This is a genomic window from Nocardioides salarius (assembly GCF_016907435.1).
Lineage (GTDB): Bacteria > Actinomycetota > Actinomycetes > Propionibacteriales > Nocardioidaceae > Nocardioides > Nocardioides salarius.
This window is the reverse complement of sequence record NZ_JAFBBZ010000001.1, coordinates 349,217-374,334: the sequence shown is the minus strand read 5'-3', so window position 1 is coordinate 374,334 and position 25,118 is coordinate 349,217. Positions and strand designations below refer to the sequence as shown.

The 25,118-nt window shown below is 70.1% G+C and carries 33 protein-coding genes and 4 tRNA genes; 25 read left to right on the top strand and 12 right to left on the bottom strand.

The window, feature by feature from the left end:
• Positions 1-40: 40 nt before the first annotated feature.
• The 3 genes from JOE61_RS01920 to JOE61_RS01910 are packed head-to-tail and all read right to left on the bottom strand — an operon-like array spanning position 41 to position 2,684.
• On the bottom strand, positions 41-787 hold the full coding sequence (locus tag JOE61_RS01920) for a phosphoadenylyl-sulfate reductase (RefSeq protein ID WP_193669304.1): 747 nt from the start codon (positions 785-787) through the stop codon (positions 41-43).
• Entirely contained in the window at positions 784-981 is a 198-nt protein-coding gene (locus JOE61_RS01915) for a hypothetical protein (protein WP_193669305.1), read from the bottom strand. Before JOE61_RS01915 ends, JOE61_RS01920 begins: the two co-directional genes overlap by 4 nt.
• A complete protein-coding gene (locus JOE61_RS01910; RefSeq protein ID WP_193669306.1) occupies positions 978-2,684 on the bottom strand; it encodes a nitrite/sulfite reductase in 1,707 nt (568 codons plus the stop codon). Before JOE61_RS01910 ends, JOE61_RS01915 begins: the two co-directional genes overlap by 4 nt.
• 338 nt (positions 2,685-3,022) lie before the next feature.
• Between JOE61_RS01910 and JOE61_RS01905 the strand changes: the two genes are divergently transcribed.
• Entirely contained in the window at positions 3,023-4,468 is a 1,446-nt protein-coding gene (locus tag JOE61_RS01905; RefSeq protein ID WP_193669307.1) for a glycine hydroxymethyltransferase, read from the top strand.
• Positions 4,469-4,516: 48 nt separating this feature from the next.
• Here the strand turns inward: JOE61_RS01905 and JOE61_RS01900 are convergent, their stop codons facing one another.
• Entirely contained in the window at positions 4,517-6,190 is a 1,674-nt protein-coding gene (locus JOE61_RS01900; RefSeq protein ID WP_193669308.1) for an acyl-CoA dehydrogenase family protein, read from the bottom strand.
• A gap of 17 nt (positions 6,191-6,207) precedes the next feature.
• On the opposite strand from JOE61_RS01900, the gene JOE61_RS01895 reads away from it, so the two are divergent.
• Positions 6,208-7,221, top strand: coding sequence for a YihY/virulence factor BrkB family protein (locus tag JOE61_RS01895; protein WP_193669309.1), 1,014 nt, complete (start codon positions 6,208-6,210; stop codon positions 7,219-7,221).
• Positions 7,222-7,231: 10 nt separating this feature from the next.
• Positions 7,232-8,332, top strand: coding sequence for a potassium channel family protein (locus tag JOE61_RS01890; protein ID WP_307822757.1), 1,101 nt, complete (start codon positions 7,232-7,234; stop codon positions 8,330-8,332).
• Positions 8,333-8,347: 15 nt separating this feature from the next.
• Here the strand turns inward: JOE61_RS01890 and JOE61_RS01885 are convergent, their stop codons facing one another.
• Positions 8,348-8,863, bottom strand: coding sequence for a hypothetical protein (locus JOE61_RS01885; RefSeq protein WP_193669310.1), 516 nt, complete (start codon positions 8,861-8,863; stop codon positions 8,348-8,350).
• A gap of 107 nt (positions 8,864-8,970) precedes the next feature.
• Here JOE61_RS01885 and JOE61_RS01880 point away from each other — a divergent pair, with 107 nt between their 5' ends.
• A complete protein-coding gene (locus JOE61_RS01880) occupies positions 8,971-9,303 on the top strand; it encodes a hypothetical protein (RefSeq protein ID WP_193669311.1) in 333 nt (110 codons plus the stop codon).
• 3 nt (positions 9,304-9,306) lie between these two features.
• Here the strand turns inward: JOE61_RS01880 and JOE61_RS01875 are convergent, their stop codons facing one another.
• Positions 9,307-9,828 carry a hypothetical protein gene (locus tag JOE61_RS01875; RefSeq protein WP_193669312.1) on the bottom strand — a complete coding sequence of 174 codons (522 nt, stop codon included), beginning with the start codon at positions 9,826-9,828 and terminating at the stop codon, positions 9,307-9,309.
• 659 nt (positions 9,829-10,487) lie between these two features.
• Here JOE61_RS01875 and JOE61_RS01870 point away from each other — a divergent pair.
• Positions 10,488-11,798: an HNH endonuclease signature motif containing protein gene (locus JOE61_RS01870; RefSeq protein ID WP_193669313.1), complete on the top strand. Its 1,311-nt coding sequence runs from the start codon at positions 10,488-10,490 to the stop codon at positions 11,796-11,798.
• 93 nt (positions 11,799-11,891) lie between these two features.
• On the opposite strand, the gene JOE61_RS01865 is transcribed toward JOE61_RS01870, so the two are convergent.
• Positions 11,892-12,755 (bottom strand): hypothetical protein, encoded by an 864-nt coding sequence (locus tag JOE61_RS01865; RefSeq protein WP_193669314.1) that lies wholly within the window; start codon positions 12,753-12,755, stop codon positions 11,892-11,894.
• 98 nt (positions 12,756-12,853) lie between these two features.
• Between JOE61_RS01865 and JOE61_RS01860 the strand changes: the two genes are divergently transcribed.
• The 16 genes from JOE61_RS01860 (at position 12,854) to JOE61_RS01790 (ending at position 21,250) form a co-directional block, all read left to right on the top strand.
• Entirely contained in the window at positions 12,854-13,456 is a 603-nt protein-coding gene (locus tag JOE61_RS01860; RefSeq protein ID WP_193669315.1) for a hypothetical protein, read from the top strand.
• Positions 13,457-13,726: 270 nt separating this feature from the next.
• Entirely contained in the window at positions 13,727-14,860 is a 1,134-nt protein-coding gene (locus tag JOE61_RS01855) for a tyrosine-type recombinase/integrase (protein WP_193669316.1), read from the top strand.
• Between the two features lie 143 nt (positions 14,861-15,003).
• On the top strand, positions 15,004-15,243 hold the full coding sequence (locus JOE61_RS01850) for a hypothetical protein (protein WP_193669317.1): 240 nt from the start codon (positions 15,004-15,006) through the stop codon (positions 15,241-15,243).
• A gap of 131 nt (positions 15,244-15,374) precedes the next feature.
• Complete coding sequence (locus JOE61_RS22675) at positions 15,375-15,590, top strand: helix-turn-helix domain-containing protein (protein ID WP_193669318.1); 216 nt, start codon at positions 15,375-15,377, stop codon at positions 15,588-15,590.
• Positions 15,571-15,774: a DUF6011 domain-containing protein gene (locus JOE61_RS22670; protein WP_372440045.1), complete on the top strand. Its 204-nt coding sequence runs from the start codon at positions 15,571-15,573 to the stop codon at positions 15,772-15,774. Before JOE61_RS22675 ends, JOE61_RS22670 begins: the two co-directional genes overlap by 20 nt.
• The gene (locus JOE61_RS01840) at positions 15,771-16,016 is read left to right on the top strand and encodes a hypothetical protein (protein WP_193669319.1); all 246 of its coding nucleotides are present in this window, start codon (positions 15,771-15,773) and stop codon (positions 16,014-16,016) included. Before JOE61_RS22670 ends, JOE61_RS01840 begins: the two co-directional genes overlap by 4 nt.
• Complete coding sequence (locus JOE61_RS01835; RefSeq protein ID WP_193669320.1) at positions 16,013-16,339, top strand: DUF2742 domain-containing protein; 327 nt, start codon at positions 16,013-16,015, stop codon at positions 16,337-16,339. Before JOE61_RS01840 ends, JOE61_RS01835 begins: the two co-directional genes overlap by 4 nt.
• Positions 16,336-16,941 (top strand): hypothetical protein, encoded by a 606-nt coding sequence (locus tag JOE61_RS01830; protein ID WP_193669321.1) that lies wholly within the window; start codon positions 16,336-16,338, stop codon positions 16,939-16,941. Before JOE61_RS01835 ends, JOE61_RS01830 begins: the two co-directional genes overlap by 4 nt.
• The gene (locus JOE61_RS01825) at positions 16,938-17,195 is read left to right on the top strand and encodes a hypothetical protein (protein WP_193669322.1); all 258 of its coding nucleotides are present in this window, start codon (positions 16,938-16,940) and stop codon (positions 17,193-17,195) included. Before JOE61_RS01830 ends, JOE61_RS01825 begins: the two co-directional genes overlap by 4 nt.
• Positions 17,192-17,467: a WhiB family transcriptional regulator gene (locus JOE61_RS01820; protein WP_193669323.1), complete on the top strand. Its 276-nt coding sequence runs from the start codon at positions 17,192-17,194 to the stop codon at positions 17,465-17,467. The genes JOE61_RS01825 and JOE61_RS01820 overlap by 4 nt, the downstream gene beginning before the upstream one ends.
• Entirely contained in the window at positions 17,464-17,631 is a 168-nt protein-coding gene (locus JOE61_RS01815; protein WP_193669324.1) for a hypothetical protein, read from the top strand. Before JOE61_RS01820 ends, JOE61_RS01815 begins: the two co-directional genes overlap by 4 nt.
• A complete protein-coding gene (locus tag JOE61_RS01810) occupies positions 17,628-17,873 on the top strand; it encodes a hypothetical protein (protein WP_193669325.1) in 246 nt (81 codons plus the stop codon). The genes JOE61_RS01815 and JOE61_RS01810 overlap by 4 nt, the downstream gene beginning before the upstream one ends.
• Positions 17,874-18,068: 195 nt before the next feature.
• The gene (locus tag JOE61_RS01805; RefSeq protein WP_204797122.1) at positions 18,069-19,307 is read left to right on the top strand and encodes a phage major capsid protein; all 1,239 of its coding nucleotides are present in this window, start codon (positions 18,069-18,071) and stop codon (positions 19,305-19,307) included.
• 333 nt (positions 19,308-19,640) lie between these two features.
• A complete protein-coding gene (locus tag JOE61_RS01800) occupies positions 19,641-20,282 on the top strand; it encodes a hypothetical protein (RefSeq protein WP_193669327.1) in 642 nt (213 codons plus the stop codon).
• A gap of 210 nt (positions 20,283-20,492) precedes the next feature.
• Positions 20,493-20,687, top strand: a complete 195-nt coding sequence (locus JOE61_RS01795) for a hypothetical protein (RefSeq protein ID WP_193669328.1) — start codon at positions 20,493-20,495, stop codon at positions 20,685-20,687.
• Between the two features lie 80 nt (positions 20,688-20,767).
• Positions 20,768-21,250 (top strand): hypothetical protein, encoded by a 483-nt coding sequence (locus JOE61_RS01790; protein ID WP_193669329.1) that lies wholly within the window; start codon positions 20,768-20,770, stop codon positions 21,248-21,250.
• Positions 21,251-21,644: 394 nt separating this feature from the next.
• Here the strand turns inward: JOE61_RS01790 and JOE61_RS01785 are convergent, their stop codons facing one another.
• The 5 genes from JOE61_RS01785 to JOE61_RS01765 all read right to left on the bottom strand — a co-directional run bounded on the left by JOE61_RS01785 (position 21,645) and on the right by JOE61_RS01765 (position 22,761).
• Positions 21,645-22,064: a polysaccharide deacetylase family protein gene (locus tag JOE61_RS01785; RefSeq protein WP_193669330.1), complete on the bottom strand. Its 420-nt coding sequence runs from the start codon at positions 22,062-22,064 to the stop codon at positions 21,645-21,647.
• Positions 22,061-22,393 (bottom strand): DUF6907 domain-containing protein, encoded by a 333-nt coding sequence (locus tag JOE61_RS01780; RefSeq protein ID WP_193669331.1) that lies wholly within the window; start codon positions 22,391-22,393, stop codon positions 22,061-22,063. The genes JOE61_RS01785 and JOE61_RS01780 overlap by 4 nt, the downstream gene beginning before the upstream one ends.
• 116 nt (positions 22,394-22,509) lie before the next feature.
• Positions 22,510-22,584: transfer RNA gene (locus JOE61_RS01775), tRNA-Val, on the bottom strand.
• Position 22,585: 1 nt separating this feature from the next.
• Positions 22,586-22,656, bottom strand: a tRNA-Cys gene (locus JOE61_RS01770).
• Between the two features lie 32 nt (positions 22,657-22,688).
• A tRNA-Gly gene (locus JOE61_RS01765) sits at positions 22,689-22,761 on the bottom strand.
• Between the two features lie 150 nt (positions 22,762-22,911).
• Between JOE61_RS01765 and JOE61_RS01760 the strand changes: the two genes are divergently transcribed.
• The 4 genes from JOE61_RS01760 (at position 22,912) to JOE61_RS01745 (ending at position 25,100) form a co-directional block, all read left to right on the top strand.
• On the top strand, positions 22,912-23,733 hold the full coding sequence (locus JOE61_RS01760; protein ID WP_193669332.1) for an aminotransferase class IV: 822 nt from the start codon (positions 22,912-22,914) through the stop codon (positions 23,731-23,733).
• Positions 23,734-23,833: 100 nt separating this feature from the next.
• Positions 23,834-23,905 (top strand) — tRNA-Val (locus tag JOE61_RS01755).
• 68 nt (positions 23,906-23,973) lie between these two features.
• Positions 23,974-24,705, top strand: coding sequence for a spermine/spermidine synthase domain-containing protein (locus JOE61_RS01750; RefSeq protein ID WP_204797121.1), 732 nt, complete (start codon positions 23,974-23,976; stop codon positions 24,703-24,705).
• A gap of 104 nt (positions 24,706-24,809) precedes the next feature.
• Positions 24,810-25,100 (top strand): FmdB family zinc ribbon protein, encoded by a 291-nt coding sequence (locus JOE61_RS01745; RefSeq protein WP_193669333.1) that lies wholly within the window; start codon positions 24,810-24,812, stop codon positions 25,098-25,100.
• The last annotated feature ends 18 nt before the right edge of the window (positions 25,101-25,118 follow it).

Below are 25,118 nucleotides of genomic sequence, written 5' to 3'. Positions count from 1 at the left end.
GGGTCGTGCCGGGCGTTGGGGTACGTGGGGCGGGTGCTGCTCATGCGTGGATCCCGCACTCGGTCTTGCTGGTGCCGGCCCACCGGCCGCTGCGGGCGTCGTCGCCGGGGGCGACGCGCCGGGTGCAGGGCCAGCAGCCGATGGAGGGGTAGCCGTCGTGGACCAACGGGTTCACCAGCACCCCGTTCTCGGCGATGTAGGTCTCGACCTGCTCGTCGGACCAGCGGGCGATGGGGGAGACCTTGACCTTCTGCTTGCGCGCGTCCCAGCCGATGACGGGTGCGATCACCCGGTCGTGGGTCTCGGCGCGCCGCAGCCCCGTCGCCCACGCGTCGTACGACGCGAGCGTGCGGCGCAGCGGCTCGACCTTGCGCATCGCGCAGCAGCGGTCGGGGTCGGTGCGGTAGAGGTCGGGGCCGTGCTGGGCGTCCTGCTCGGCGACGCTGAGCTCGGGCCGCACGGTGCGCAGGGTGACGTCGAGGGTCGCCTCGACGGCGTCGCGGGTGCCGATGGTCTCGACGAAGTGGTAGCCGGTGTCGAGGAAGACCACGTCGATGCCGGGCACCACCTTCGAGGCCAGGTGGGCCAGCACCGCGTCGCCCATCGAGGAGGTGATGGCGAAGCGGTCGCCGAAGGTGGCCGCGGCCCACTCGATGATGGTCTCGGCCGGCGCGAGCTCGAGCTCGGCGCCCCAGTGCGACACGATCTCGCGCAGCTCCTCGGGGCTGCGCCCCTCGGTGCTGGTGGCCCGGTTGGCCCGCGCGGCGCGCGTGGTCGCGGTGCTCACGCCGGGCCGCCGTCGGCCGTCGGGCCGGGGCGCAGCTGGCCCAGCATCTTGAGCGAGAAGGCACGCAGGCACGAGCGGCAGGCCCACTGGCCGTGCGGCGAGCTGACCTCGCCGTCGGCGTCGACCACCTCGTGCGGGCGCAGGTCGTCGTCGCCGCAGTAGGGGCACTGGTAGGGCACCGCGCGCTCGCTCATGCGGGCACCTCCGCCTCGCCGCGCAGCAGGGCCTCGTCGGCGCGGGCCACCCAGTCGGCGAAGGGCTCCTCGGGCCCGGTGCGGTCGGCCAGGTAGTGCGAGACGACTGCGACGACGTAGTCGCCCAGGCCGGCGCTGGTGACCTTGTGGGCGCGCAGCTTGCGCCCGAAGTTGGCCCCCAGACCGGTGGCGCCGCCCAGGTGCACCTGGAAGCCCTCGACCTGGCTGCCCTCGTGGGTGACCAGCTGGCCCTTGAGGCCGATGTCGGCGACCTGGGTGCGGGCGCAGGCGTTGGGGCAGCCGTTGACGTTGACGCTGATCGGAACGTCGAGGTCGGGCAGGCGCTGCTCGAGCTCGGCGACCAGGGCGCGGGCGCGGTCCTTGGTGTCGACGATGGCCAGCTTGCAGAACTCGATGCCGGTGCAGGCCATCGTGTTCTGCCGCCACCCCGAGGGCCGGGCGGAGAGGCCGATGGAGTCGAGGCGGGCGACCAGGTCCTCGATGCGCGCGGGGTCGGCGCCCAGCAGCACGATCTTCTGGTACGCCGTCAGCCGGGCGCCGGCGAGGCCGAACTCCTCGATCACGTCGGCCAGGCCGAGCAGCGTGGTGCCCGAGATCCGCCCGACCACGGGGGCCACGCCGACGTACTTGAGCCCGTCGACCTGGTCGTGCACGCCGATGTGGTCGCGGTGGGCGCGCGGGGAGACCGGGGACTCGCAGTCGACGAGGCGGCGCTGGAGGTACTCGGTCTCGAGCACCTCGCGGAACTTCTCGACGCCCCAGTCGGAGACCAGGAACTTCAGCCGCGCCCGCGAGCGCAGCCGGCGGTAGCCGTAGTCGCGGAACACCGCGGCGACCCCGGCCCAGGCGTCGGCGACCTCATCGAGCGGGATCCACACGCCCAGCTTCTGGGCGAGCATCGGGTTGGTGGAGAGCCCGCCGCCGACCCACAGGTCGAAGCCGGGGCCGTGCTCGGGGTGCACCGTGCCGACGAAGGCGATGTCGTTGGTCTCGGGGGAGACGTCGTGGGAGGGGTGGCCGGTGAGCGCGGTCTTGAACTTGCGCGGCAGGTTGGCGTACTCGGGGTCGCCGATGTAGCGGCGGTTGATCTCCTCCAGCGCCGCGGTGCCGTCGATGATCTCGTCGGCGGCCACGCCGGCCAGCGGCGAGCCGAGGAAGGGCCGGGGCGAGTCGCCGCAGGCCTCGAGGGTGCTCAGACCTGCTGCCTCGAGGCGCTCCCAGACCTGCGGGACGTCCTCGATGCGGATCCAGTGGTACTGGATGTTCTGGCGGTCCGTGACGTCGGCGGTGTCGCGGGCGAAGTCGACACCGACGCTGCCCAGGGCGCGCACGGCCGCGGCGTCGAGGAGGGTGCCGTCGGTGCGCACCCGCATCATGAAGAAGCGGTCGTCGAGCTCCTCCTCGGCCAGCATGGCGGTCTTGCCGCCGTCGAAGCCGGGGGCCCGCTGGGTGTAGAGACCCATCCAGCGGAAGCGGCCGCGCAGGTCGGCCGGGTCGATCGAGTCGAAGCCCCGGCGGGAGTAGGTGTGCAGGATGCGTGCCCGCACGTTGAGCGGGTTGTCGTCCTTCTTGGCCTGCTCGTTCTTGTTGAGCGGCTCGCGGTAGCCCAGTGCCCACTGGCCCTCGCCCCGCTTGGCGCGGGGGCGGGCAGGGGCGGGAGCGGGGGTGAGGAGCTCGGTCATCGGTTGTCCTTCGAGAGCGGGTGCGCGGCGACGCGCGGGAAAGGGCGGCTCAGGAGGGTCGACACATCGAGCTGCGGGTGCGCCCGAGGTCCACGTGGCGGCGGACCACCAGGTGGACGTGGGTCGCGGCGAGGCTCATGGCAAGGAGTCTCAACTTCTGGACGGCCCGGCCACAACCCGACATCTCATGCAGTGAGACGTCGATCTCGACATCTGGACCGACGGTGCCGTGCGCACGCTCAACCGCGCCGCGAGTGCGGCACACGTCACACCCGGCGGGCCGGCGTACGCCGCTGCCACGGGCCCGGCCGGGGCGGCGCGCTGCGTAGGCTGGCCCCATGACCGACGACCTGTCCCGCCTGTCCAGCAGCGCCTACTCCCAGGCACTCGAGGTCATCGCCTCGGTGGAGCCGCGGATCGCCGAGGCGACCCGCGCCGAGCTCGCCGACCAGCGCGCCTCGCTCAAGCTCATCGCCAGCGAGAACTACGCCTCGCCGGCCGTGCTGATGACCATGGGCACCTGGTTCAGCGACAAGTACGCCGAGGGCACGGTCGGTCACCGCTTCTACGCCGGCTGCCAGAACGTCGACACCGTCGAGTCGATCGCCGCCGAGCACGCCCGCGAGCTGTTCGGCGCCGAGTACGCCTACGTGCAGCCGCACTCGGGCATCGACGCCAACCTGGTGGCGTTCTGGTCGATCCTGGCGCACCGCGTCGAGGGCCCCTGGCTGGAGAAGGCGCAGGCCAAGAACGTCAACGAGCTCACCGACGCCGACTGGGAGGAGCTGCGCCGCGAGCTGGGCAACCAGCGCCTGCTCGGCATGAGCCTCGACGCCGGCGGCCACCTGACCCACGGCTTCCGGCCCAACATCAGCGGCAAGATGTTCCACCAGCAGCAGTACGGCACCGACCCCGAGACCGGGCTGCTCGACTACGACAAGGTCGCCGCCAAGGCCCGCGAGTTCAAGCCGCTGGTGCTGGTGGCGGGCTACTCCGCCTACCCCCGCCGGGTCGACTTCGCCAAGATGCGCGAGATCGCCGACGAGGTCGGCGCGACCCTGATGGTCGACATGGCCCACTTCGCGGGTCTGGTCGCCGGCAAGGTCTTCACCGGCGACGAGGACCCGGTCCCGCACGCCCACATCGTCACCTCGACCACGCACAAGTCGCTGCGCGGGCCGCGCGGCGGGATCGTGCTGGCCACCGAGGAGTACGCCCCCAGCGTCGACCGGGGCTGCCCGATGGTGCTCGGCGGCCCGCTCTCGCACGTGATGGCCGCCAAGGCCGTCGCCTTCGCCGAGGCCCGCCAGGACTCTTTCCGCGGTTACGCCCAGCAGGTCGCCGACAACGCCAAGTCGCTGGCCGAGGGCTTCCTGACCCGCGGCACCGACCTGGTCACCGGCGGCACCGACAACCACCTGGTGCTGGTCGACGTCAGCAAGTACGGCCTGACCGGTCGCCAGGCCGAGTCGGCGCTGCTCGAGGCTGGCGTGGTCACCAACCGCAACTCGGTGCCCGCCGACCCCAACGGCGCCTGGTACACCTCCGGCATCCGCCTGGGCACCCCGGCGCTGACCACCCGCGGGTTCGGCCACGACGAGTTCGACACCGTCGCAGACCTCATCGTCGACGTGCTCTCCAACACCCAGCCCGGCACGACCAAGGCCGGCGGCCAGTCCAAGGCGTCGTTCGTGCTGGCCGACGGCGTCGCCGACCGGGTCAGGGCGCGCTCCGCCGAGATGCTCGACAAGCACCCGCTCTACCCCGGGCTCGAGCTGAGCTGAGGCCCGTGCGGGGCGCCCCGGCCGGGGCGCCCCGCACGGGCGCCCCGCCTAGACGGTCGGGGTGGTCCGCTCCACGACCGCACGCAGGTCGCCGCCCTCGAGTGCACCCAGCACGCCGTCGTACGACGGGCTCAGCCGCGAGGCGCAGAAGAGGTCGGCCACCTCGGGCGGGGCGAAGCGCACCAGCAGCGAGCCCTGCAGCACCGCCGCCATCCGCGAGGCCAGCCGGCGCGCGCTGCGCTCCATCGCCTCGGGCTCGCCCATCAGCGAGCCGATCAGGGCCAGGGTGTCCTCGACGGCCCGGTCGAGGCGCGCGTCGCCGCCGCGAGCCAGGCCGACCTCGGTGATCCAGGCGTCGAGCACCTCGGGCTCGCGGCCCAGGGCGCGCAGCACGTCGAGGGCGTTGACGTTGCCCGAGCCCTCCCACACCGAGTTGAGCGGGGCCTCGCGGTAGAGCAGCGGCAGCACCGACTCCTCGACGTAGCCGTTGCCGCCCAGGCACTCCAGCGCCTCGGCGACCATCATCGGGGTGCGCTTGCAGACCCAGAACTTCGCCAGCGGCAGCGCGATGCGCCGCAGCGCCGCCTCGTGCGGGTCGGCCAGCCCGTCGACGGCCGAGGCCAGGCGCAGCGCCAGCGCGGTGGCGGCCTCGGACTCCACGGCCAGGTCGGCCACGACGTTCTGCATCAGCGGCTTGTCGACCAGGCGCGAGCCGAAGGCCGAGCGGTGCGTGACGTGCCAGGAGGCCTCCGAGACCGCGCGGCGCATCAGGGAGGCCGAGCCCAGCACGCAGTCGAGCCGGGTGGCGGCGACCATCTCGATGATGGTGCGCACGCCCCGGCCCTCGTCGCCCAGGCGCAGCCCGACGGTGCCGTCCATCTCGAGCTCGGAGGAGGCGTTGGAGCGGTTGCCGAGCTTGTCCTTGAGCCGCACGACGTCGAGCTGGTTGCGGGTGCCGTCGGGCAGCACCCGCGGCACCACGAAGCAGGTGACCCCGCCGTCGGTCTGGGCCAGCACCAGGAAGACGTCGTTCATCGGCGCCGAGGTGAACCACTTGTGCCCGTGCAGCGTGTAGGTGCCGTCGAGGCCGCCCGAGGGCTGCGCCCGCGTCACGTTGGCGCGCACGTCGGAGCCGCCCTGCTTCTCGGTCATCCCCATGCCCGCGAGCGCCCCGAGCTTCTCGCTCGGGTTGCGCACCCCGGGGTCGTAGCGGCGCGAGGCCAGCAGCGGGGTCCACTCCTTGGCGATGGCCTCGTCGGCCCGCAGCGCCGGCACGGCGGCGTACGTCATCGAGATCGGGCAGCCGTGACCAGGCTCGGTGTGCGACCAGGCCATGAAGCCGGCGGCGCGGCGCAGGTGGGCGTGGCGCTCGCCCTCGGCCTGCTCCTCCCACGGGGTCGCGGCCAGGCCGTGCCCGACGGCGCGCTCCATCAACCAGTGCCACGAGGGGTGGAAGGCCACCTCGTCGATGCGGTGGCCGTAGCGGTCGTAGGGCACCAGCTCGGGGTGGTGCTCGTTGGCGAGCTGGCCGTGCTCGCGGGCCTCGGCCGAGCCGGCCTCGGTGCCGAGGGCCACCAGGCTGTCGAGCGTGTCCTGGGTGCCGTGGCGCAGCACGCCCTCGGTGAGGGCGGCGTCGGCGGTGACCACGTTGTGGCCGGTGAGCGGGGGAGCCTGGTTGGTCACGACGCGCAGGTCGGCGCGAGCGCTGCTGGAGGTCTGCATGCGGATACCGTAGGCGCATGGCCTCGGGCACCGGAGGGACCTCCCAGCTGCGCGAGGCGGTGGAGCAGCTGCGCGAGACGCTCGAGGCGCGAGCGCGGCGGGCGGGGCACCTGCTGTGGCGCCTGGTGGTCACCACGGCGGGCTCGTGCCTGCGCTACCGGGTGACCGGACTGGCCGCCGAGGCGGCGTTCTTCGCGGTGCTCTCGGTGCCGCCGCTGATCTTCGCGCTGGCCGGCGGCGTCGGCTACGTCTCCGACCAGTTCACCCCCGCCCAGGTCGAGGACGTGCGCGCGGCCATCCTCGAGGTCTCCTCGCGCCTGCTCACCGAGCGAGCCGTCGACGACGTCATCGCCAAGACCATCGACGACGTCCTGGAGGGCGGTCGCTTCGACGTCATCTCCCTGGGCTTCGTGCTCGCCCTGTGGTCGGGCTCGCGCGCGCTCAACGTCTTCGTCGACACCATCACCGTGATGCACGGTCTCGGCGGGCACCGGGGGATCGTCAAGACCCGGGCGCTGTCGTTCCTGCTCTACGTGCTGGCCATGGTCACCGGCGTGGTCTCGCTCCCGCTGGTCGTGGCCGGGCCCACGATGGTGCGCCAGGTGCTGCCCAACCGGGTCGACATGCTGATGGCCTTCTACTGGCCGGTCGTGGTGGCGGTGTGCATCTGCTTCCTGGCCACGCTCTACCACCTGTCGGTGCCGGTGCGCACCAACTGGAGCTTCAACCTGCCCGGGGCCACCTTCTCGCTGCTGGCCTGGATCGGCGGCTCCTACCTGCTGCGCTGGGTGCTGACCGTGACCGCCGCCGAGTCGCGCTCGATCTACGGCCCGCTGGCGGCGCCCATCGCGGTACTGCTCTGGCTCTACCTGCTCGCCCTGGCCGTGCTCATCGGGGCGGCGGTCAACGCCGCGTTCGACACGGTCTTCCCGCAGTCGGCCACCACGCGGGCGCGCCTCGAGCTGGTGCAGCGCTTCCGGGCCCGCATGTCGCGGGACCGCCTCGCACCGCTCGAGGAGCCGGTCGAGTAGGTTCGCCCGTGTGACCGAGCAGCCCCGTGACCTCACCGAGGGCCGCGAGCGGGGGACCATCTCCCTGCCCGAGCCGGTCCGGTCGCCCTGGTTCGAGCTGTCCCGGCGGCTGCTGGCCGCCCTGGCCATCCTCGTCGGCACCGTGCTGCTGGTCTACCTCGACCGCGGCGGCTACCGCGACGGCACCGGACCCGACCCGGGCATCAGCCTGATCGACGCGATCTACTACACGACCGTCACGCTCAGCACGACCGGGTACGGCGACATCTCCCCGGTCACCGACTCCGCCCGCCTGATCAACGCCTTCGTCATCACCCCCGCCCGCATCGCGTTCCTGGTCCTGCTCATCGGCACGACCATCGAGGTGCTGGCATCACAGGGTCGCGAGATGTTCCGCGTGGCCCGTTGGAGGAAGCACATGGACCACCACGTCGTCGTCATCGGCTACGGCACCAAGGGCCGCAGCGCGGTGCAGACCCTGCTCAACAACGGTCTCGAGCGGGAGGCGATCGTGGTGGTCGACCCCAGCGAGGTCGCCATGCAGGACGCGCACGCCGACGGCCTGGCGGTCGTCTCGGGCGACGCGACCCGCCGCGGCGTGCTGCGCCGCGCCGGTGTCGCCGACGCCGAGCAGGTCATCATCACCACCGACCGCGACGACTCCAACGTGCTGGCCACCCTGACGGTGCGCCAGCTCAACCCCGACGCCTACATCGTCACCGCGGTGCGCGAGCACGAGAACTCGCCGCTGATGCGGCAGTCCGGCGCCGACTCCGTCATCACCTCCTCCGACGCGGTCGGCCGGCTGCTGGGCCTGTCCAGCGTCTCCCCGACGCTGGGCACCGTGATGGAGGACCTGCTCAGCTACGGCGACGGGCTCGAGGTGGCCGAGCGCGAGCTGCTGGTCACCGAGGTGGGCCGCCAGCCCCAGTCGCTGCCCGACCAGGTGATCTCGGTGGTGCGCGACGAGAAGGTCTACCGCTACTTCGACCCGGTGGTCAGCCAGCTCGCCCGCGGTGACCGGCTGATCGTCGTACGCCCGGCGAAGGAGCTGCCCTGGGCCCCGCGCCCCGGCACCCACAACGAGGACGCCGCGACCGACGACGACTGAGCCGTCGCAGGCCGGTCAGCAGACGGGCACGCGTGACCAGTTGAAGTAGGTGAACTTCTTCGCGCCGTTGTGGGTGCGCATCTTGACGCGCACCTTCTGCTTGGCCAGGTCGCCGGTGCCGCTGAAGCGGGCGAAGACCTTCCGCCTGCCCGCGCGCGTCCAGCCGCTGTGCGCCGACGAGGTCCACATCGGGCCGGCGGCGGCGTCCTTGACCCACACCTCGGCGCGGCGCTCGGAGGTGTTGTGCTTGTTCTTCATCCGCACCAGCAGGTGGGCGTAGCCGTTGCTCGAGGGCGGGCGGCAGGCCTGCAGCTTCGCGCGCTTGTAGGTCTTCATCGTGTCCCAGCTCTTCGAGCCGGCCGCCGAGCGGTCGAGGTCGCGGGTGCGGTCCTCGGTGGCGTCGCCGGGGGAGACCAGGCCCGGCACGACCAGCACGGCGGCGACCATGAGGGACACGGCCACCGGCACCAGCACCGAGCCCAGGACGGGGCGGCGGGTGGTCGCGCGGGACGGATGGGGGGTGCTCGGCACGGTGGTCCTCCGCTGATCGGCTCGGTCGGCTCGGTCGGCTCGGGTGCGGGTCCCCACGACCGTATCCGACGCCGCGGGGCGCGCACGGATCGACACGTGGGTCGAACGTGCGTTCGATCCTGTGGGAGGATCGGCGGGTGGCCGGCGGGATGAACAAGCGGGGGAGCGGGGTGCCGCTCGGCGAGCGCCGGCGCAGCGACCGGCCGGCCCCGCCCGCCGCGCCCGCGCGTCGTACGCCGACCTCGGCGTGCCCCGCGCGGCACTGCTGGGTGGGCGACCCGCTCGACGAGGAGGGCGAGAAGCGCCCCGGCCTGCTGCTGGAGTGGCGGCAGGGTCCCGAGGGCTGGCAGGGCCTGGTCGTGTACGCCGCGCGCGTGCGGCCCGGCTCGTGGGGCCTGGTGCAGGAGTGGTTGCCGAGCGCGAGCCTCACGCCGCTGTGAGGCTCAGCGGCGCCCGCGTCGGCAGGTCGGCACCTCGCTCCACCGCAGCGAGCGCACCGGGCTCGCGTCGTGGCGGGTGCGCAGCCGCACCCGCAGCCGCTGGGTGACCAGGCGGCCCGTGGTGGAGACCCGCGCGAGCGGCGCGGCGCGGCCGGGCCGCACCCACGGCGTGCGGCTGCTGCCGCTCCACGGCTGGGAGTAGGCGCGGTCCTTGAAGCTGATCTCGGCTCGGCGCAGCCGCTTCTCGTGGACGTTGTGCAGGCGCAGCACGATGCGGCGGAAGCCGTCCTTGCGCGGTGGGCGACAGCCCTCGAGCGCCGCCCGCCGGTAGGTGGTCAGGCGCGCCCAGCCCCGGTCGCGGTCGTCCGCCGCGCGGCGGTCCGCGGTTCCGGCGGCGGCGCTGACCTGGACCGTGGCCACGGGCGCGGTGGCCGAGGCGGTGGGTGTCGGCGACAGGGGCAGCGAGAGGGCGGCCGTGGCGAGCGCGGTGGCGACGACGGCGGACAGGCGGGAAGGTCGGTGCACCCGAGGAATGTAGGCCCAGCTGTGGCCTGTGTGACGGATGTGACTGATGAGGTCATCCGTGTCGAAGGACGGGGCTGACCCGTCTCCGGCGGGGACACGCCGGAGACGGCCGGGTTGCGCCTCGGACCGCGACCACCAGGGGGGACTGAGGTGGCGGCGTCCCTCCGAACTCTGTCGCGGCCGCGACGGCCGCGCAGGCTGTTGGCGAACCTCGGCCGTGAATCCGGCAGGTGTCCAGACGACCCGACTGGACGTCCCCGGACGCCTCGTCGGTCGAGCAGTGACGGGCGCCAGCCAGGAACGACGCCGAGACCCCGTACGTCAGAACCCGGCTCCGGCACGGTCCTGACGACCCTCACGCGACACGCCGACGGCGGCGTACGGGTCGTCAGGACGGTGCGCCTCGGGGAGTGGTCGGACCGGGCGGGCCGAGGAGCCCTGCGCATCCTCCGTTGGTCGAGCAGTGACGAGCGCCAGCGAGGAACGTCGCCGAGACCCCGCAAACAAACGGGCGTCCGTACGCCGGAGACCCCGGTGGTCGATCAGCGGTCCAGCCCTGCCACCCGGGTCGCCCAGCAGGCCCCGACAGCGCCCTGGAGCGACGAACCAGGTGTGCACAACCCCTTGTCGTCGAACATCTGTTCGAGTAAAATCGGGTCATGATCGAGACCGACAGCCACGGGCAGCCTCTCGAGGTCGACGACCTCGACGCTGACTGGTTGCTCGACTTCGCCCACGAGGCCGAGGCGGAGGTCCGCAGGGCCGAGCGGCGCCGGTTGCGGGTGGTGCTGCGCTGGTGCGACCTGAACCCCGCAGCAGACGATGAGAGCCGGCTCTCGTGGGGTGAGCAGGAGCGGGTCTGGGACTGCGACGCCTGGATCGGCGGGGAAGGGGTGCCTGCGGTCGCGGAGTTCTCGGCCGAGAAGCTCGCTGCGGTGATGCGGATGTCGCCGGCGGCGACGACCAGCCTGATGGCCGAGGCGCTCGAGCTGCGGCACCGGTTGCCGAAGATCTACGCCCGGGTGGAGTCCCTCGACGTTGCGCTGTGGCGCGCACGTCGGGTCGCGAAAGCCACCCAAGGGCTCTCCCCGGAGGCTGCCGCGCACGTCGACGCCGTGCTGGCGCCGGTCGTGGACTCGGTGGGGCCGACGCGGATCGACCGGGCGGTCGCCGAGGCGATCGCGCTGCACGACCCCGCGTCGTTGGAGGTCGCGGAGGTGAAGGTCGCCACCAACGAGTGGGGCCTCACTCTGCGCCACCGCCGCCCCGGTGAGGGCGGGCAGTGGGCTGGCACCTCGTGGCTCGGCATCACCGGAGACACCCCCACCCTGCAGCGCCTGCACGACCTGATCATCGACACCACCGCCCCGCCCGCCGACCCCACCGACCCCGCCGATACGGACAGTGAGCGCGACCTGGGTGTGCGGCAGATCGAGGCGCTCGGCGTGGTCCTCGACGGGCTCGGTGCACCGCGACCGCGGGTGCGGCTCAACATCGACATCACCAGCGAGGACCTGGTGGCCGACACGACGCAGGTCGGTCAGGTGCTCGGGCTCGGTCCCGCAACGGTGGCGAAGATCCGCGACTGGCTGAGTGGCGCATCGGTGACGGTGCTGCCGGTCCTCGACATGGCACGGGTCGACGCGATCGACGACCACGACCCGACCCGGTGGATGCGCGACCTGGTCACCCGCCGCGACACCCACTGCGTCTTCCCGTTCTGCGACACCGGCTCCCCGCGCTGCGACCTCGACCACATCACCCCCTACATCCCGCTCCACCTCGGCGGCCCACCCGGCCAGACCCACCCACAGAACTTGGCGCCGCTGTGTCGACACCACCACCGGGCCAAGACCGACGACCACTGGACCTACCAGCGCACCGACCACGGCGACTACCTCTGGCGCGACCACCACGGGCACAGCTACGCCGTCACCCGGTGGGGCACCCTCGAGCTCGACGGGCGCTGACTCTGCGTCGAACCTGGCGTGGGAGGAGGGTCCGGACCTGGAACGAGGCCGGCGGGGGCTTCGACTTCACCCGGCCCGAGCGGTCCATCTCAGTCAGAGGCGGGCGCGAAGGGTCGCCATGCGCCCCTGGCGGCTGCCCGCCCGGGCGTACTCATGTGCGCGTCCGCGGCTGCGGGAGAACGCACTCAGCCGTCTGAGGTTCAGCCCGTGGTGCGAGTAGAAGTCCAGGCGAGCGCCGAGTGAGGGCGGGCGCACGACCTTCATCATCGAGAAGGCCTTGCCGTACTGCATCACCAGCGCAGCGATGTAGATGGCTGGGAGCAGTGCGACGGGCAGCCAGAATGCCAGCGCAAACGACTTCCCGACCGTCTCCCACTCGGCCGAGCCCAGTGAGGTTCCGACTTTGTAGACGGACCAGACGAGAACGCTCCAACCGAGCAAGATGATCGCGCCGTTGATGACAGGTCGCGCAGCCCGGTGCTCGTCGCTGTGATTCGCCACTGCCTGCATCCCGCCGAGGAGCACGGCCACCGGCACGAGGATCAACTCCACGAGGTAAGGGAAGGTCTGCAGGTTGGCTACGAACTGAAGAACCACGACGAAGGTGACGACCGAGCGCACCTCGCCGCGCATGGTCTCCGTACCGTTCATAACGGCCAGCGCCTTGAATCCCGCCATGAGCGCGCCGATCGCGATGATCACGATCGTGTCCTTCATCAGCGAGAAGTCCCAAAGGCCGATGGGCTCCGCGATGTACACAACCAGGACAAGCCACGCGGCAACGAGCGCCACCATGCCGACGATGCGCGGTGCGAAGAAGGCACGGATCACCGAGACGACGCTTTGACCGATGTCCCCTCGGCGGACCATCGACCATGCGACCAAGAGCAACCCCGCAGCGGTCCATGTGAGCAGGGCGGCATCTCGCGAGGTCAACTGCTCCAAAATGCTGTCCACGGTGCGTGACGATAGCTGCAAGCACCGACAGTGCGGCGTCAGACGAAGGCTCGCGGATCCATCGTTTTGTCGGGGCGGTGACTGAAAGACTGCGGCGCATGGACATCGCCACTGTCTCGGTCGTTGCCTCGGCGCTGGTTGCCCTCGGGACCCTCGCTGCGAACTTCATCGGCGGTGAGCGCCAGCGAAGCCACGAGGCCGATCTTGACTTCGAGGAGCGCGTTTGGGAGGAGAAGTCCCGGGCCCTGTTCGCGGTGATCAAGGAGTGCCGAGTGATGATCGACTCTGACGACTCGCTGACCGACGACACGCGGCAGTCGTGGGCCTTGTACCTCTCGCGCAGGCTCGACACCCTCACCGATGCCCAGGCGACCGTTGAGGCGTTTGCGTCGACGCGTTGCCGAACCGAGTTGACCGGTTTGGTTGAGGCGATGCGCTCGTCGGGTGTGAAGGACTACTTGGGCAATCGCGTGGATCGATTCGAGAAGGAGTGGTTCGACGTTCTGAAGTACGACCCCAACACGATGCCGACGTCAGACCTCCTCGACGACATCAAGAGGCGGAGGCGTTTCCAGGAGTGGGCCGACGACGCTAAGAAGGAAGCCGTAGCAGACTTTGATCCGGACCTGCCCGATCTGCAGGGGCGAGCACAACGCCTGCTCGACGCTGCCCGCGAGAGCGTTCGCCGTCCGAAGGACTGACGGGACCATGCCTGGAATGTCGCACCTAGCGGCGCAAAGAAAACCCGCAGGTCGAGGAACTAGCCTCTGACCTGCGGGTTGGTGGTGGGCGATACTGGGTTTGAACCAGTTTCCAACTCTGAATGCGTCACTAGGTCTGACCAGCAAGTTCACCGTTCTGACCTGCGAACACGCTAAACAGTAGCGCGGCATCTGCCGGAACGCAACGGAAGCGAGTGATAGTCTGTTCTGGCACGTACATGGCACGCAGGGCCTACAGACAGGCGACAGATGGCGAACACCAAGGGGCGCCGCACGGCGTTCGGGAGCACCCGAAAGCTTCCCTCAGGCCGCTGGCAGGCGCGTTACACCGGGCCGGACGGACTCACTCACAAGGCGCACACGACCTTCGACACCAAGGGCGACGCGGAGACCTGGCTGTCGACCGTTCGCGCCGACATTGTGCGAGAGACCTGGCGACCAGGTGGGGGACCGGGCAAGGTCCGCGCGCTTACGTTCGGGGAGTACGCCGAGGCCTGGCTGACCGGCCGCACAGTCAAGGGTCGCCAGCTCGCCGACCGCACTCGCGAGCACTACCGCAAGCTCCTTGACACCTACCTGCTGCCGACCTTCGGCGACACCCCGCTCAAGTTCATTACCCCCGAGCAAGTCGACCACTGGTACGCCGTCACCGCCGTGGGGAAGCCGACCACCCAGGCGCACGCCTACAGCCTGCTGCGGACCATCCTGGGGACTGCCGTGGACCGGAACCTCATCACCACCGCCAACCCCGCCAAGGTCCGCGGTGGGGGCTCCACGACGCGCGTCAAGAAGGTGAAACCGGCCAGCCTCGCTGAACTTGAGACCATCGCGCGTGCCATGCCGGAGCGCTACCGCGTCATGGTCCTGCTCGCTTCGTGGTGCGCCCTGAGATTCGGCGAGCTGGCCGAGCTGCGCCGGGGCGACGTGAATACCAAGACCGGGGTCCTGCACATCCGCCGAGGTGTCGTCCGCGCCGGGGGAGAGGTCATCGTCAAGACGCCCAAGTCGGATGCCGGCGCGCGCGACGTGGCGATCCCGCCCCACCTGTTGCCGCTCGTGCGAGAACACCTGCTCAAGCACGCTGAGCCTGGCAAGGATGGCTTGCTATTTCCAGCACGGGGCGGCGGCCACCTCGCGCCCTCGAGCCTCTACCGCGTCTTCTACCGAGCGCGCGAGGCCGCCGGGCGGCCGGACCTTCGCTGGCACGATCTGAGGCACACCGGGGCTGTCCTCGCCGCGCAGACCGGCGCCACCCTGGCCGAGCTCATGGGCCGGCTCGGGCACTCGACTCCCGCCGCTGCGCTGCGTTACCAGCACGCCGCCGCTGAGCGCGACGTCGAGATCGCGCGGCGTCTGTCCGCAATGGTGGAGGTGGGCGAATGAAGGGAGGGAAGTTGCGGTGCGGGAAGTGCGAGCGAGTGCTACTCAATCCCCGCAATCGGATGCAGCCACACGAGCGCAAACTCGACCGAATAGTGAATGAGCGCGACCGTTCTCGCCCCTGGAGTCACGACGAGATTGAGGCTGTGCTGACCCTCGCGAATCGTCCGGTTCGGGAAAGCAAGGTTCCCAACCGCATCATCAAGTACGACGGTCACGACCACCTCTTGGTCGTGTGCCCTAACTGCCACGTGCACTACGCCGCCGCCGACTTCCTGGAGCGTTTGCAGGCTGCGCGAGAGCGAGGCGAAGACCTGGTGCTCACCGATGCCGACGTCAATCGCGACGGCATCGGAGCCACTCGACCGGAATCGAGCGGCGACTAACTGCTACACTGGTACGAGAGTCACGAATATCCCGGACCACCGTTTGGTTTCTTGAGCGGTCCCGGCAGCACCGGACGGCATCTGCTGCGTGAGACGTCCCGCTCGCCCCTCGGGGGCAACGGGAGTTCCGCATGTCCGTCTCGTCCCCTGAGCAGACCCGTTGGCTGTCTCAGATTGAAGCTGCCGAGTATCTCGGCGTCACCGACCGCACCGTCCGCAACTACATCTCGCGAGGAGACCTCCCCGGTCACCGGGTGAAGGGCTCGAGGCTGGTGCGCATTCGTCGCGCCGACCTGGACGCACTCTTGCGACCGATCCCCACCGCGGGTGGTGGTGGCCGTGTCTGAGAATCGAAACGGCCGCCCCACCTCGCCCAAGGTGGAAACGGCCAATGTCTCGGATGGCGACCTCAACGAAACCGATTCTACCCGCTGCCGGGTGTGCCAGCACCCACTGAGCGCGACTCTCTCCGTTTCGCTGGGCATCGGTCCTGAGTGCCGTCGTGCTGCCGGCCGCGAGGTGGTCGCATGAGTCGGCCACGCTTCGAAGTCATCTTCGTAAAGCGTTCGTGCGCCTACGTCCGTGGGCACGGAAGCCGCGAGGCGCTGGTCGACCTCAAGGGTCGCGCCCCGTGCTGGTCGGCGCTCGGTCGCGGATGGGTCACGACCCCGCGCACCGCGTCCGACCTGATCGCCCGGTGGGAGTCTCGCGGCTACGTCGTCGACGTGACCGAGGACGACCCGTTGCCCGCACTGAGGGGGCAGCTGTGGTGAGCCGCCGCGAGTGGGCTCGCAAGCTGATGCACCGCGCGCCGGACAGTCCGCGATACGGCACCCCGGAGTGGGAGGCCCTGCCGGACGGTCCCGAGAAGGTTGCCGCCGTCGTGCGCGCGGCTGAGTGCTGGTTCCTCGACGGCGAGCAGGCACCCGTGCGGCTGCACCGTGAGATCAACGATCTTCGAGCCGCCTACCTCGCGGGGGAGAGCGATGGGTTCCATGCCCGACGCGAAGCCTGGCGCAACGGTTGGAGTCGCCCCGAGCTCCTAGCGGCCGAGATTGAGGCCGAGTGGCGCGAGTGGGTCGGGGGTGTCGCATGAGCAGGAGCGACCGCCGCCCGGTGATCTTCCGCAACGCACTGGCGAACCCCGATCTCGGCAACGTTGAGCGCCTGTTTCTCATCACGCTGGTGCACCTGCCGACCGAGTACGTCGACGGTGTGCGCCGCTCTGGCAGTAGGGGCATGGATGCGGGCGGGAAGTTCTCTCTGCACTACGACTACATCGCCTGTGCCATGCACACCTCGCCGGAGAACGTGAAGAAGCTGGCCCAGCGGCTCGAGGCCAAGGGGTACCTAAGCAAGCGGTGGCGAGGCACCTACGGACGCCCAGCAGGCTTCGAGGCTCTCGACGTAAGGGGGGACATGACGTACCCGATTACGTTCCGGCCGTTTGTCCCCCCTTACGAGGTGCAGGCACCCCCCACAAGGAGGGACACCACGTCCCCCCTTCCCTGTAGTAGACCCACCCACCCCGACCACGCGCCCACCTCTCGGGCCGTCAGGCCCGCTGGCACTGAGGTCGAAAAGCGCAGCAACGGGGAGCAGGTGCCGGGTGAGGCCCTGCCCGAGCCTCCGGCATGGATGGACGACTACCCGCTCGAGGAGCCCTACACCGACACCGAGCAGAGGGAAAGCGCATGACCGCGACCGTCATCGACCTAACCAGCCGTCTGCGCGAGCAGGCACCCACCTGTCAGTGCCGCGAGGGCTTCACCTGCTATCCGCATCGCGTTGCGGACCTGGCCGAGCACCTGCGCGAGCGAGACACCCACCTCGACGAGGAGCTGCTCATCTCCACCAGCGCCGTTCGCCGGCTGCTGGCTGAGGCAGTTGAGGTGCTCGACGGCATCACCACCGATTGCCACATCAAGGACTACCGGAGGGCCGCCCAGTGACGACTACCGACCCCGAGCGCGTCGCCTGGCTGGCGCTCAGTCACGCGCTCGGCGTACTGGCCGATGCCGGGCGACCCACCCCCTGCCAGGTCGACCCCGACCCGTTCACCAGCGACGAGCGCGCAGAGCGTCAGGAAGCCGCCCTCGCGTGCCAGCCCTGCCCCGCACGGGCTCTGTGCCTCGACTACGCCGAGGCCAGCGCCGAGCCGTTCCACGTCTGGGGCGGCATCGACCGTGCGCCCCGCTCACACACCCGAAAGGCGAGCCAGTGATCGACCTGCCCAACCTCCAGACCATCCCGCGCTCGACGCGCACCTGCCCCGACTGCGAGGCCACCCCGGCCGGCTGTCGCGGGGTGCGTGCGCTGCGAGGCACCTACTGCTGCGCCCGCTGCGACCACCGCGGCGGCAACCACGACCACGAGGAGACCCGATGACGACCATCACCACCGACGACGAGCGTCGGGCCATGCGCCTGGTGCTCGGCATGGTCACTTCCGATGACACCGCATGCCGTGTCGTCCTAGGTGAGGCGATCGACGTCGAGCGGCACACTCACCTGCTAATTGCGACCGCTCGATACGCCGCCACTCTCACCGCGCAAGCGGTGCCCAATGCCCAGGACCAACTTCGCGGCGCGTTGCTCTCGCTAGCGGCCGAGAATGGGTCTACGGGCTGATAGAATCAGGGCATCCGATCACCGGACGAGCGCAGCTAGCGACAAGGGACGAGGAGCCTTCGGGCCAAGTTCCGAGGATCAAAGGTTGTGAAGTTCGGCAGCGTGAGGCCAGCGGTAACCACTCCGCCCGTCGATCCGGTCAGATGCCCGCAGAACGCACGTCGCAGGCCAGCGGTATCTACACCGCCCGTCTCCGTGCAGCGGTCACTCACTCACTGCTACGCCGAACGCATGCTGCGTTCGGCGAGATACCGGAGCACCATCATGAATCTCAAGGAAAAGCGCGCCGCACTGCTCTCGCAGGCCCGCGGCATCGTTGACGAGGCCAAGGCGGATTCCCGCGACCTCACCCCCTCTCAGACCGCCGAGGTCGAGGGACTGTTCAAGCAGATCGAAGACACTGACGCCCAGATCGCAAAGGCGGAGAAGTCCGCCGAGCTGGTCGCCCAGCTCACCGCCAGCGGGGTCGTGGACCCCACCCAGGGCATCCCGCCCGAGCCTTCGTTCGACCCGCCCGCTAAGGGCACCGTCCCGGCACGATCCGGCGGCAGCACCTGGGCCAAGAGCGTCACCGTGGGTCTGGCCAAGAGCGCCCACGGCATGGGCGTTAAGGCACTGCTGACCGGGGAGATCACCACCCCGCCGGCCGTCACTGTCTCGCCGCTGCCCGCGGTGCCGACGCGGCTGCTCGACCTCGTGCCCCGCGAAGGACTCGACCAGCACACCTTCGAGTACCTGCGCCAGGTTGTGGCGACCAACAACGCCGACGTCGTGGCCGACAACGCCACCAAGCCGACATCGGTCTACACCTTCGAGTCGGTGGAGGACCGGGCGCGAGTCATCGCCCACCTGTCCGAGCCCTTCCCGATCCGCTACGCCTCCGACCACGCCAGCGTCTTGCAGGTGCTCGAGTCGCAGATGGAGACGGGGATCTTCGAGGTCATCGAGCGACTCATCGTGTCCGGCACCGGGTTGGGCGAGGAGTGGACCGGCATCCTCAACACCAGCGGTGTCGAGCAGGTCGCGTTCAACACCGACCCCCTGGTCACCCTCCGCAAGGCCCGCACCGTGCAGGAGCTCAAGGGGGAGGCCATCACCGGGGTGGCCATGCACCCCTCCGACATCGAGGCCCTGGACCTCATGCGCGAGGACGGGGCTACTGGTGGCTTCCTGTTCACCGATGCTGTCGGCGAGCGCATCTTCGGGCCTGGCGTGCGAGGCGTGCCCTCGGTCGCCGTGCCGGTCGGAACCGCCATCGTCGGCAACTGGTCGCAGACCCGACTGCGCATCCGCGAGGCTGCGCACACGCTGGCCGCCACTCAGGCTGGCGACCTGTTCGACAAGAACCAGATGAAGCTGCGCTCTGAGGGTCGCTTCGGGTTCCAGTTCTTCCGTCCTGCGTCGATGGCTGTCGTGGATCTCACGGCAGCCTGAGCGATCCTCGGTGTCAACGTCACCATGCTCGGCGCAATGTCCTGACGAGCATGGATCGATGGCCAGGGAGTGGCCCTCAGATGGCCGCTGAGACCTGACCAGCGCCGAGTCGGTCGGAACGGGGAAGGGGCGTCCGCATCGCTGCGGGCGCTCCTTCCTGGACCGCTCCGCCGGTAGCGGTTCATCTCCCCCCGGCCCCCGACCAGGGGGTCGCGCGCGTGCGCACGATGGGGTGGGGGTCCTAGGGAGAGAGCGGACGCTACCGGCGAAGTGTCCGTCGGGGTCGCCTGCCTTCGTGATCCGAACCCCCTTCACCGCAAGGAGCACACCGCCATGCCACTGCCCACCACCACCTGCCCGTCCTGTATCCCCGTAGACGCCACTGAGAGCACCGCTGACCCCCGATGGTCCGTCACCAGCTCGACAGGCTGGATCGACCCCGCTCGCCCCCTGCGTGGCTGGCGCATCTCGCAGGTCTCCTATGACCCGAAGATCGGCCTGGCGATCAACGACGTCGACCTCACGCCCGACTCTGCGACGTTCGGCTACTTCAACACGCCCACCTGCCGACCCCGGACGTCGACGGGCCTGGTCCCGTACTTCCCCTCCGTGCGTCCGCTGTCGGGACTGCACGCTGCGGTCCCCGACCCCGCCTGCACCTGCGGCTACAACGTCGTGCCCGACCTGGGGGACCTGCTGGGCCTGCGACTGCTGAGCATCCCCGGGGATAATCCCAGCTTCTGGGCGATCCTGCGGGTTGATGTCGTGGGCCGCATCGCTCGAGGCGCCCACCGCGCCGATCCCCCCGGCACCATCCGCTGCCACGACATGGCCCTGACTGGGACCGTCGTCGTGGAGGATTCCGTGCCTTTCGGCGCCATCGAGCTGATGGCCCGTCACGGCATGTACCCCGTGACCGTGGCGAGCCTCGGCGGGAGCCACACGGCTCATGTGTGCCCTGTCTCGGTGGGCTGACGTGCTGCCGCCGACCCAGGCGTTCCGCGCCGTTTGGCCGAAACTGGTGAGGCAGGCCGTCCAGAGGTGTGGACTGTGACGCGCCCGCTCAGGCAAAACCCTTCCCTGCCCGCTACCAACTGTTTACAGTTGACAACCAGACCCCGCCAGCTCCGCCCCTTGGGCTACATCACAGCCCTGGCTCGCAGGGTCCCTGTCGGAGGAATCGCGATGAGCACACTGATCAACCATGGCACCGACCATCGGGTCGTTCGCTCAGTGACGCGCATAGTCGGCAGCGTTGGGGTTACCCTGCCCGCCTCGCCAAAGGTCCGCGCGAGCGTCGTGGATGACTACAAGCGTGCGATGGGCCTCGATCTGTCAGACGACGACCGAGCCGCGAAGGTGCGCCGCCGCCGCCGTTGACCATCCTGGCGTGGCGCGACGCGAACTACCGCGACCAGAAGTCGATCCAGCGTTTCCGTTGCACGGACGAGGATCTCCGCATGGAGCTCACCGCCGTGGGGCTGAGCCCTGTCCATTCAGCCATGCACGAGTATGCGGTGCAGGAAATCATCCAGGAGGAGCGAATCCCCAAGGGCAAAACTTGGATGGTTCGCGTGGGCCTGGACGCTGATGGTTTGGGTGCGATCCTCTTCACCCAGGAGGTTGCTCGAGGTTCGGAGTACGACCTCGCACACGGAGCGGTCGCGTCAAGGCTTCGGGGTCGGTTCGCCGGCCAGATCGGGCGCGAGATGCTCCAGGACACCTTCGACCGCGTCGTGACGCGCTGCGTGGAACTTGGAGCATCAGGCGATGTTCGCGTTACCGGACTGATTCATCGCGACAACCGGCACAGCAAGCGCATGTGTGGGGCGGCTGGTCTGACATGCGATGGAGTGAACGAGGAAGACGCGCGGTTCGAGGACTGGTCCAGGCAGCTGCCCATCCCAGACCCGAGACTCTTTGACGAGCACGGCGACGGATGATCTGCACAGTCTCGGCGTCCCAACCAGTCCAGGTGCGCGTGCGCGGGCCACGCGAGACAGCGCCCACGCGGCCGATTGTTGAGCAGGCTGGCGCCGGGCGCCCGTTCGGGCCCGCCTGCCTCAGCGACAGTCCACCTTGCGGGATACCGACAGGATCGCCGCCTAGCCTGAAAACGCACCACGCCCCCGGCCGTCTCTCTCGGTCGGGGGCGGTGGTGTCTGTACGTCAGATGGAGATGTTCATCGCGGTGAGGATCAAGGCTTCCGCCGAAAGATGTAGTCCATGATCGACTGCGCCATCCGCGCACGGGCGACAAGGTGATGTTCCGGCAGGAACATCAAGGTCCCCACGCGACCTTGATCCACACCGCGGTGGACATCAAAATGCGTGCGCCTACTTCTCGATGTCGGGGTGGTCGACGTCGAGGGGCGCCGAGAAAGTGGTCGTGCCTGTCGACAAGTACGCCCTCGACGCAGTTACCTCCACCGGCAGACCTAGGTCGCGCGCCATCTTTTCGAGTGTCGCAGCCGACACCACCACGAAGCCGCGCTCGACCTCCGCGCCCCGTGCCTCCTTAACCGCGGCGAGCAGGGCGCGGGCGAACGCCTCCGTGTCGTCCAGGCTGACCCCTTCGTCGGGCGGGCCTTCCATGTAGAACACCCCGACGTTGCCGCTGATCGTGCCGGACGACAGGTAGAACGAATGGCCGGCCACCGAGTGCTCGGCCCCCTGGTGCCAGTCGTCGCCGCTGTCGGGGAAGCCGGTGTGCTCGGTGCACCACGCCGGGCAGGTGGTGGTCGTCATGGTGCTCACAGGGCACGCTCCCGACGGATGCGCTCAGCCGCGCGGACCAGGGCCAGGCCCAGCTCGTGCGCGTCGGCCTCGCTCAGCTCGTGGTCCGGGGCGTTGTCGTCGGCGTCGACCATGACGGTCGGGGCGTCCATCCCGGTGTCCTCGTGCTCGACCTGCGCGACGACCACGGCGATGCCGCCGATGACGGGGTACTCGGCGGGGGAGTGCTGACGGATCTTGCGGCCCGTCGCGGTCAGGGTCTCCCAAGCCTGGTAGATCTCGGTGTGGCCGGCGCACCAGCTCGGGCAGATCGCCTCGGTGTGGCGGGTGGTGATGGCAGTGGTGGTCATGGTGAGACTCCTCTAGCAAGAGGCGTCGTGCCATCCGCGTGCCAACTGAACTGGCACAGGAATGGCACGAGGCCGGTTCCTGTAGAAGGAAACCGGCCTCTGACCTGCGTAAACGCTGGTGGGCGATACTGGGTTTGAACCAGTGACCTCTTCCGTGTCAAGGAAGCGCGCTACCGCTGCGCCAATCGCCCGAGGTGGAGACGGGATTTGAACCCGTGTAGACGGATTTGCAGTCCGTTGCCTCGCCTCTCGGCCACTCCACCACGGAGGTCTAACCAAGAGAGAGACCTCTCCGAGCGGACGACGAGGCTCGAACTCGCGACCTCAACCTTGGCAAGGTTGCGCTCTACCAACTGAGCTACGTCCGCTTGCCGCCTGGGGTTTCCCCCGGGCTGCGACAGGAACATTAGCCCAACCCCCAGGTCGCGCCAAATCCGGGTGTCGTCGGCGTGGCGAGGCGGCAAACCGGGGGTGCAGAGAGCGGCTGGGGTGGCGGCGGGGCGCCTAGAGTGAGTGCCGTGCACGCCTGGGTGAACGGACATCTGCTCGCTGATCCCCGCCAGCCGGTGATCGAGGTCAGCGACCACGGACTCACCGTCGGCGACGGGGTCTTCGAGGCCATCAAGGTCGTCGACGCTCTGCCCTTCGCCCTCGACCTCCACCTGGCGCGGCTGCGCACCAGCGCGCTCGGCCTGGGGCTGCCGGCTCCCGACGACGACGCCGTGCGCCGCGGCGTCGCGTCCGTCCTGGATGCCGACCCGCTCCCGCTCGGGCGCCTGCGCATCACCGTCACCGGTGGCCCGGGCCCCCTCGGGTCGGGCCGGGGCGACGCCGAGGCGACGATCGTCGTGGTCGCCGTGCCCCTGCAGCCCGCGGCCCCGGCGGCGCGGGTGGCGACCGTGCCGTGGCCACGCAACGAGCGGGGCGCGCTGGCCGGGCTCAAGACCACGTCGTACGCCGAGAACGTGGTCGCGCTCGCCGAGGCGCGTCGCCGTGGGGCCGACGAGGCGGTCTTCGCCAACCTCGCCGGACACCTCTGCGAGGGCACCGGCTCCAACGTCTTCTACGTCGTCGACGGTGAGCTGCGCACGCCCACGCTGGCCAGCGGCTGCCTGGCCGGGGTGACCCGGCGGCTGCTCGTCGAGTGGGTGGGCGCCCGCGAGGTCGACGAGCCGATCGAGGTCGTCGCGCAGGCCGACGAGGTCTTCCTGGCCTCCACCACCCGCGACGTGCAGCCGGTCTCGCACTGGGACGAGCGCGACCTGGGCGAGCCGGGCCCGCTCACCCGCGCCGCGGCGCAGACCTGGCGCCGGCGCGAGCCCGAGCTGCTCGGTCGGTAGCCCCTCGACGGGGGCCGGATGTGAACGCTCCGCGCGCCATGCGCTAAAGTCTGCGACCGCACCCCCGGGTGCATCCGGCGGAGGAATCCGGCGGGCAGGAGGGCGATTGGCGCAGTGGTAGCGCGCTTCGTTCACACCGAAGAGGTCACTGGTTCGAACCCAGTATCGCCCACCTCGAGAGACCGCGGCTCGGAGATCCTCCGGCCGCGGTCTCTGTCATTTCCACCCCGGAGGTGCCGCGTGGCCCTGCACATGGAGGAGCTCGGCTGGGAGGACACCCCGATCGGGGTGATCAGCCTGCGCCGCCGCCTCGAGCCCGCGGTGGGCCACGACGTCTACGAGGTGAAGATCGACGACGAGTTCCTGATGTCGAGCCTCTTCACCGTCGTCGAGACCGAGCTCGCGCACCTGGGTCTGGCCGCGGCCGGGGGAGAGGTCCTGCAGGTGCTCGTCGGGGGCCTCGGGCTCGGCTACACGCTGCGTGCCGCGCTCGAGGACGAGCGGGTCGCCCAGGTGCAGGTCGTCGAGGCGGTGTCGGCGGTCATCGACTGGCACCGTCGGGACCTGCTGCCCGACACGGCCGGCCTCGCCGCCGACCCGCGCTGCGACCTCCAGCACGGCGACTTCTTCGCGCAGGTGGCCGAGGGCGCCACGCCGCGAGCGGCGTACGACGTCGTGCTGCTCGACATCGACCACTCCCCGCAGCACGTGCTGCACCCCTCGCACGCGGCGTTCTACGAGCCCGCAGGGCTGCGGCGGATGGCCGGGCTCATCGCTCCCGGCGGCATCTTCGCGCTGTGGTCCGACGACCCGCCGGACCCGGTCTTCGAGGGCGCCCTGCGCGAGGTCTACGTCGACGTCGCGACCCACGTGGTGACCTTCGCCAACCCGGTCGCGGGTGGGGAGTCGGCCAGCACCGTCTACGTCGCCCGCCGGCCTGCCGGTCCTGCGGAAGCGGTCCGCACGCACTGATCCGCACGGGCCCACGAGGTTCGCGCAGCATCACCAAGAGTGGTGATGATCCCCGCTCAGCGGCGCTGGTAGGCAGGAGTCGTGTACCCCTTCGGAGCCGCGTGATGGCGACCTACGAGTACCGCTGCGAGGTCGACGGTGCCGTCGACGTACGCCTTCCGATGGGCAGCGCCCCGGCCGTGCTGCCCTGCCCGACCTGTGCCCGCGACGCGAGCCGCCGGTTCAGCGCCCCACGCCTGTCCCGGGCGTCCTCGCCCTACGCGCGAGCCATCGAGCGGACCGAGCGCAGCAGCGCCGAGCCGGAGGTCGTCACCTCCGTGCCGTCGCCCGGCCGTCGACGGCCGGGCACGCGCGTGGCGACGAACCCCGCGCTGCAACGGCTGCCCCGGCCCTGAGCCCGCAGCCGCACCCGA